The organism is Afipia sp. GW821-FHT14H12 (genome assembly GCF_058803465.1).
Genome location: NZ_JBXAOZ010000003.1, coordinates 241,806 through 248,778, shown reverse-complemented (window position 1 = coordinate 248,778; position 6,973 = coordinate 241,806). Strand labels below are relative to the sequence as shown.

Below are 6,973 nucleotides of genomic sequence, written 5' to 3'. Positions count from 1 at the left end.
GAACCCTGGAAAGCGCCGCCAACCTGGGCACCGATGTAGAAACCGGTCCAGTTGTAGATCGGAGCAACGTAAGCCGGCGCCTTCGTATAGTGGCGGGCTGCGAGGTCAGCAGCGAACACCGAGGTCGAGCTCAGAGCCGCGACGGTGGCTGCAAGAAGAAGCTTCTTCATAGTGGTAGTCTCCCAAACGTCCGTAGAAGTCGAATGAACGCTATTGATCACGATGCGGCGCAAAATGCTGTAGCGAAAACACCACAGTGAACTTTCAAAAACCGTAGCGTAAACAAGGCAATAACGTGGCAAATCCACACCCTAACCAAGGCAGAACAAATCGGGAATGATCGGTATCCCAGAACCTTTTTGCCACTCGCGGTAGTTCGTTTTTCTCCTTCGGAGACATATCCAGGAACGAATCCTTCCTCGCTCCATTGAGTCGGCTGGTCTGCGTAACCCGGAGTTAACGATGGCGCCCCGCGCGAACTGGAAGGGCTTCCTGCGTCTGTCCCTCGTCACCTGCCCTGTCGCGCTGTTTCCCGCGACATCCGAGTCGGACAAGATTCGATTCAACCAGATCAACAAGAACACCGGCCACCGGATCAAATACGCCAAGGTCGATGCCGAGACCGGCGAGGAAGTCGAGCGCGAGGACATCGTCAAGGGCTACAAAGTCGACACCGATACCTACGTGCAGATCAGTGACGACGAACTCGACAACATTGCGCTGGAATCGGCTCACACCATCGACATCGACGAATTCGTGCCCAGGGACGAAATCGACAACCGCTTCCTGATCCGTCCCTACTACATCGTTCCGGACGGTAAGGTCGGCCACGATGCTTACACCGTGATCCGCGAAACGATCCGCTCCATGAACATGATGGCACTGGGCCGCATCGTGCTGACCAATCGCGAGCACGTCATCGCGCTGGAGCCGCTGGAAAAGGGATTAGTGGGCACGCTGTTGCGCTTCCCTTACGAGGTCCGCGACGAGGCCGACTATTTCGGCGACATCAAGGATGTCAAAGTCACCAAGGAAATGCTCGACCTCGCCAAGCATATCGTCGAGGGCAAGACCGGCGAATTCGACCCCGAGCGTTTCGAGGATCACTACGAGAGCGCACTGGCCGATCTCATCAGCCGCAAACGCGCCGGAGAAAAAATCAAGGCGCCGAGCACGCCGCGCGGGAACGGCAACGTCATCAACCTGATGGACGCGTTGCGCAAGAGCCTGAAGGGCAATGCCAAGTCCGAGCGCCGGCCGGCGCGAGCAGCCCCTCGCGCGACCAAGAAGCAGACCCGCTCAAAGGCACGGGCGCGCAAGGCCGGATGAGGCGGATTTAAGAGGAAACCCTACTTCTTCTGCCCATGGGCACGGAAGACGACCGGCAGCGTGAAGGTCAGGCCTTCGTCCGCAACCAGCGGCGGCGGCGCGGGCACGGGATCGGAGCGCTTCAGCATGGCAAGGGCCGCCTGATCGAATTCGGGATAACCCGACCCCTGAACGATCGTGCTCGAAATGATGTGGCCGGTCCGGTCGATCTCGAAGCTGACCATAATCTTGACGCTGACATCGGAGCGATCGGCCGGATAGCGCTTGTGATGGTCGAGGTGAGCGACCAATTCCTTCTGCCATGTCGTCTTGATACGCTGCTTGCTGGCACCGGTGCCCTGGGCGAGCGTCACCGAACGGTCGGACTGCTGGGCCGATTCCGAGGTCGGCATCGCGGTGGCCTCCGCGGCCACCGATTCCTGTGATGGCGCCTGCTGCCTGGCCGCGACGTTCGGATCGTCCTCCTTCGGGTCCGTGGACTTGTCGGGAGACACGACGCGATCCGGATTCTCGGATTCGATCGGCTTGTCTTGCGGCAGATCGGTCTTCTTCACCTCTGCCTTCTGTTCGACCACCTGAGGCGAAGCTGCGGACGCTTCCGTGTCAGGCCCCGGCGGCAGATCGGTCGCCTCGCCGCGCGGCGCGAGGAATTCGAGGCCTACCTCGATGCCGGCGGCCCCCAGTTCATCGTCATCGGCCGTGTCCGTCAGGCTGGTCACCGCGATGGCCGCGACCGCGCCGTGCAGGATCAGGGCCGCGATGGCGGCGAGCAGCCATACGCGCCTCGACGGGTCGGTCCAGAGCCGGTTCAGGAACATCGCGCTTCCGGTTACTGCGGCTTCGCTGCCGACGGGATGGCAGTGCCAGTGCTGTCAGGCATCCCTTCGAGCGCCACCAGCGCCACCTTCAGATATCCGCCGGCGCGCAGAATTTCGAGGACGTCCATCATGTTGCCGTAAGACACCGCGCGGTCGGCGCGCAGGAAGATACGGCGGTCTTTGTTACCCTCTCCGGCCGCATCGAGCACGTTGACAAGATCGACCCGTTTCACGGGCGTCTCGCCAACCGCGACGGCAAGGTCGGACTTGATGGTCACGTAAGTCGGCTTGTCCGGCTTTTTGGTTGGCGTCGCCGTCGAGGACGGCAGATCCACCGGCAGGTCGACGGTGGAGAGCGGTGCTGCGACCATGAAGATGATCAGAAGAACCAGAATGACGTCGATGAACGGCGTGACGTTGATCTCATGCGTCTCGCCGAGATCGTCACCGTCATCGACATCGTTGAACGTAACACCCACGAGCCGTCTCCGTTATTCGGCTGCGTGCGAGACCGCGCCATGACCGCGGTCGAGATCGCGCGACAGCAGGCGGCCCGCCGCACCGGACGCCTGGCTGACAAGCTCCAGATAGCGTTTCGTCACGCGGGAGAAGTGATTGTAGATGATGACGGCCGGGATCGCCGCGACGAGACCCATGGCAGTCGCGAGCAGCGCTTCCGCGATGCCCGGCGCGACCACGGCGAGATTGGTGGTCTGCATCTTCGAAATGCCGATGAAGGAATTCATGATGCCCCAGACGGTACCGAAGAGGCCGACGAACGGCGCGGTCGCGCCGATGGTCGCGAGCATGCCCATGCCGAGGCGCATCCGGCGGGCCTCGCTGCGGGTCAATTCCGCGAACAGCGACGCCGCGCGCTCCTTGATGCCCGTGTCGCCGACAATGCCGGACGACAGCCGGACTTCATGAACGGCCATTGCAAGGAAAGATGAGAGCACCGTTTTGCCGGTGCCAAGCGCCATGCGGGCTTCGGCCAGCGTGCGCGAATTCGACACCGTGCGAAGGGCCGCCTTGAGCCGCTGCTGCGCCACGAACTGCTCGCGCATTTTCGCAAAGCAGATCGTCCACGTCATCAGCGAGGCAAAAGCGAGGCCGATCATCACCAGCTTCACGACGATATCGGCCGACATGAACATCGACCACGGCGACAGGTCGTGTGGCACCGCCAGAGCCTTTGCAGCCTCGGCGGCAGGCAATGCGGTCGGAGCCGGTGCGGCGGCTGGCGCAACGGCCGCAGGCGCCGGAGCAGCCGGGGTTACCGCCGAAGGCGTGGCAGGCGCAGGAGAACTGGCCGCAGGAGTGGCGGGCCGCGCTGGAGCCGCCTGCTGGGCGAACGCCGGGGCGCCTGCCAAGCAAGCAACAATCGAAAGGCACGTCATCAAGCGAATGGTTTTCATACGTCGGCCCAGTAGCGAATGAGGTTGTGATAAATGCCGGTCAATTTGACCGTTTCAGGGTCGTCCCGACCCAACCGTTCGACCAAGGCCTGAACGGCCATATCAAGATCGAAAATCATACTGCGTGCGTGAGCGTCGCGTACCATGCTCTGCAGCCAGAAGAAAGACGCCACCCTGGTTCCGCGGGTCACAGGCGTGACCAGATGCAAACTAGACGCAGGATAAAGTACCAGATGCCCTGCGGGCAGCTTGACCTCATGGGAGCCGTAATAATCCTCGACCGTGAGGACACCGCCCTCATAGTCCTCCGGTTCGGAGAGAAACAGCGTCACCGAGAGGTCGGTGCGGATGCGCAGGCCGGTCAGGCGATCACCGCGCACGGCGTTGTCGACATGGACTCCGAAATGGTGGCCATCCGAGGCCGCGTAGCGGTTGAACAGCGGCGGGAAGATATGCAGCGGAATGGCTGCGGAAATGAACAGCGGGTTTTTGGTCAGCGCGCTCAGGACGCGCTGCCCGAGCACGCGAGCGGTCTCGCTGTCGGGCGGCAACTGCTCGTTGCGCTTCACCATCGCGGACTGCGCCCCGGCCGTCGAGCGGCCGTCTTCCCACTCCGTCGCATCCATGATGCGGCGGAAGTCGGCAACCTCGGCCTTGCTCAGAATATCGGGAATGCAGATTAACATGCCGGACTCGTGTCTATACCGGGTCCTGTACACCCAGGACCCGGTATAAGTCATGCTTGGCGGCCCGTTTTAGGGGCCTGTAACCGTAGAATAGGTCTAGAACTTCGCCTGCGCGGTGATATAGGCGGCCCGGCCCGGCGCCACCGCCACGAACGGCGCAGCACTTTGATACAGCGTGTCGTAATACAGCTTGTTGAAGATGTTGTTCACGGCAAGCTTCATCGTCAGGTTCTTGGTGACCTTGTGCTCCAGGAACGCATCGAAGCGCCAGTAACTCGGCAGTGAGGTACCCTGGTTTGCCGCGAGTAGCGTGCCGCCATAGATCTTCGAACGATACGTCGCCTGCCCGCCGACTTCCCAATCCGGCATGAACTTGTACTTGGTCAGCACGTTGAACGACTGGTGCGCGACATTGGCGAGTTTCAGACCGACGTTGCTCGTGTAGCCAGCCGTCGTGGGAGGCGCGACATTGGACTTCGTGATCTTGGAGTCCATTAAAACAAGACCGCCGAAAATGCTCCACTTGTCGGTGATCTTGCCAGCAGCCTCAAGATCGATGCCCTGGATGCGATAAGCCGCACCAGCAACAATCGTGTTCGGAACACCGCCAACCGTACCGACTTCACGCGCATTGTCTTTTTCGGTCTGGAACAATGCGGCGGTCAGCAGCAAGCGGCGATTGAACAATTCCCACTTGGTGCCCACTTCGGCAGCTTTGTTGCGCTCGGGACCGAAAGCAGCGCCAAGGTTGGTAAAATCCGGACCGCCGTAGGATGCACTGCTGGCATCCAGCTCCGCGCCAATCGGGTTGGATGATGTCGCATAGGCCGCATAGAGGCTGGCATATGGCAGCGGCTTGATGACCGCGCCCGCGTTCCAGTTGACGAGGCCGCTGTCGAGCGCGCTGTGCGACAGGTTCGCGTAGTTGGTGGCGGAGTAATTGTAATTGTCGTAACGAATGCCGCCGTTGAGAATAAGGAAATCATTATAGTTCGCGGTGTCGATGGCATACACGCTCTTGGTATCGACAGTCGCAACCAGCGGCGTCCCAAGCAGCGATGCGCCGCCGAACGGCAGATACGTGACGCTGGAAGGATCGAAATACGACACGATCGGCGCGCTGGCGCTGGGCATGCCGCTGCCGTTCGCCTCCGAATAGAGGCCGCTATACTTGTCGATAGAGACTTTCTCACGGGAAAATTCCGTGCCCGCGACCAGCGTGTGCTTGAATGCGCCTGTATCGAACTTCGCAGTAAAATCGCTCTGATTGGCCAGCACGTCCGCGACTTGGTAACGGCTCTGCGCGTTGAGCTGGGTGCAGTAAGGCTGATTGCTCACAATCTGACAGAACGGCGTTACGTTCGACGTGAAACTCCTGGGCGCTTCCGCAATCGTGCCGATGTAATTCAGCAGCGAGCGCTCCGCGCGGAACTTGCTGTTAAAGGTGACGTCGGGCGTCAGTTTCACTTCGAGCTGCGTCGTGCCGATATCCTGACGGACCTTCTGGAAGTCGCGGTTGACTTCGCCGTACCAGATATCGCGTGGCACGCCGCTCTCGGTGACCGGACGGTTGTTGATACGATCCCACGGCACGCCGAAATCGGGAGTGCCGCGCAGATCGGTATGAATGTAGTTGGCGAGAACTTTGACACTGTCGGTCGGGGTCCACTTCACCGCAGCAAAGCCGCCGTAACGTTCGTCGGTCGCGAAATTACGGCCCGCGATGCCGGCATCCTGCGCCACGCCGCCCGCACGGATCGACAACGTCGGGCTGATGACCTGATTGACGTCGAGCGTGAAGCGCTTGGTGCGGTCGGTGCCAAACTCGCTGCCTGCGTTGTAGAAGTTCTTGTCGCCAGCCTGCTTGGTGACAATGTTGATCGCACCGCCCGCCGTGCCACGACCTGCGTAAGAAGATGCCGGGCCACGCAAAATTTCGACCTGCTCGGTGAAGAAGTTTTCGCGAATGCTGACGGCGGGATCGCGGATGCCATCGAGGAAGATATCGTTACGCGCGTCGAAGCCACGGATGAAGAAACGGTCGCCAAAGGCGTTGCCGCCCTCGCCCGAACCGAGCGTCACGCCCGCTGTGCTGCGGCCAATCTCGCGCAGCGAAGTCGCGTTCTTGTCCTCAAGGACGTCCTTGGTGAGGACCGTGATGGTCTTCGGCGTGTTGGCGATCGGCTCGCTGAACTTGTTCGACTGAACCCGCACTGCTTGATAGGGCGCGGCCGCGTTCGCGTAAGGGTCAGCATCCGGCGGCGTAAGCTGGCCGGCATTCGGATACGGCACCGGCTTGGCTGCCTGCTGCCGCTTGGCCGCACGGCGCAAAGCGGCGGTGGCGCGCTTCTGGTCGCGAGAGGGCTTCGTCGTCGCGCGGTGGTAGGCCGGAGCATCGACCGTCACCGCCGGCAACTGCGACTGGGGTTGCTGAGCTTCCGCGCCAGAAACCGAAGCGACGGCGATCAAGCCTGCGATTGAAGTGACTTTTCGTGCGGAGACGCCTTCGTTGTTATTGGTATCGCTCTTCGCAACACTCCATGTCCGCAAAGAGCGCGGCGCCTTCAATGCCTGCATGTTCCCCAAGCCCCAGTATCAAAATAGTCAGCTATTTTTTTGCCTGATCGGCAAACTGTCTTGGGCGGCTCATAGGACTCAGGAACTGCACAATCAATTTTATTCGCCTTGAATACTTTTGAATCTCTCAAATATGTACTGAGGGTAT

6 protein-coding genes and 1 pseudogene are annotated in these 6,973 nt (G+C 60.7%); 1 reads left to right on the top strand and 6 read right to left on the bottom strand.

Translation table 11 applies throughout. The annotated features are described in order from the left end of the window. Positions 1-170, bottom strand: a pseudogene (locus tag AC1RNA_RS15640) (outer membrane protein); the annotation flags it as partial. 292 nt (positions 171-462) lie between these two features. Between AC1RNA_RS15640 and ku the strand changes: the two are divergent. Further along, entirely contained in the window at positions 463-1,329 is an 867-nt protein-coding gene (gene ku, locus AC1RNA_RS15635; protein ID WP_009340656.1) for a non-homologous end joining protein Ku, read from the top strand. A gap of 20 nt (positions 1,330-1,349) precedes the next feature. On the opposite strand, the gene AC1RNA_RS15630 is transcribed toward ku, so the two are convergent. From AC1RNA_RS15630 to AC1RNA_RS15610, 5 genes are all read right to left on the bottom strand, one after another. Further along, positions 1,350-2,147, bottom strand: a complete 798-nt coding sequence (locus AC1RNA_RS15630; RefSeq protein WP_009340655.1) for an energy transducer TonB — start codon at positions 2,145-2,147, stop codon at positions 1,350-1,352. An 11-nt stretch (positions 2,148-2,158) separates the two neighbouring features. Then, a complete protein-coding gene (exbD, locus tag AC1RNA_RS15625; protein WP_492951683.1) occupies positions 2,159-2,626 on the bottom strand; it encodes a TonB system transport protein ExbD in 468 nt (155 codons plus the stop codon). Positions 2,627-2,638: 12 nt separating this feature from the next. Then, positions 2,639-3,562, bottom strand: a complete 924-nt coding sequence (exbB, locus tag AC1RNA_RS15620; protein WP_009340653.1) for a tonB-system energizer ExbB — start codon at positions 3,560-3,562, stop codon at positions 2,639-2,641. Further along, positions 3,559-4,248 carry a Fe2+-dependent dioxygenase gene (locus AC1RNA_RS15615; protein ID WP_040298516.1) on the bottom strand — a complete coding sequence of 230 codons (690 nt, stop codon included), beginning with the start codon at positions 4,246-4,248 and terminating at the stop codon, positions 3,559-3,561. The genes exbB and AC1RNA_RS15615 overlap by 4 nt, the downstream gene beginning before the upstream one ends. 96 nt (positions 4,249-4,344) lie before the next feature. After that, positions 4,345-6,825: a TonB-dependent receptor gene (locus tag AC1RNA_RS15610; protein WP_492951682.1), complete on the bottom strand. Its 2,481-nt coding sequence runs from the start codon at positions 6,823-6,825 to the stop codon at positions 4,345-4,347. Between the last annotated feature and the right edge of the window lie 148 nt (positions 6,826-6,973).

Coding starts and splice junctions, on each gene's coding strand:
- exbB (WP_009340653.1), bottom strand. CDS start 3,562: ATGAAAACCATTCGCTTGATGACGTGCCTTTCGATTGTTGCTTGCTTG.
- AC1RNA_RS15615 (WP_040298516.1), bottom strand. CDS start 4,248: ATGTTAATCTGCATTCCCGATATTCTGAGCAAGGCCGAGGTTGCCGAC.
- ku (WP_009340656.1), top strand. CDS start 463: ATGGCGCCCCGCGCGAACTGGAAGGGCTTCCTGCGTCTGTCCCTCGTC.
- AC1RNA_RS15630 (WP_009340655.1), bottom strand. CDS start 2,147: ATGTTCCTGAACCGGCTCTGGACCGACCCGTCGAGGCGCGTATGGCTG.
- AC1RNA_RS15610 (WP_492951682.1), bottom strand. CDS start 6,825: ATGCAGGCATTGAAGGCGCCGCGCTCTTTGCGGACATGGAGTGTTGCG.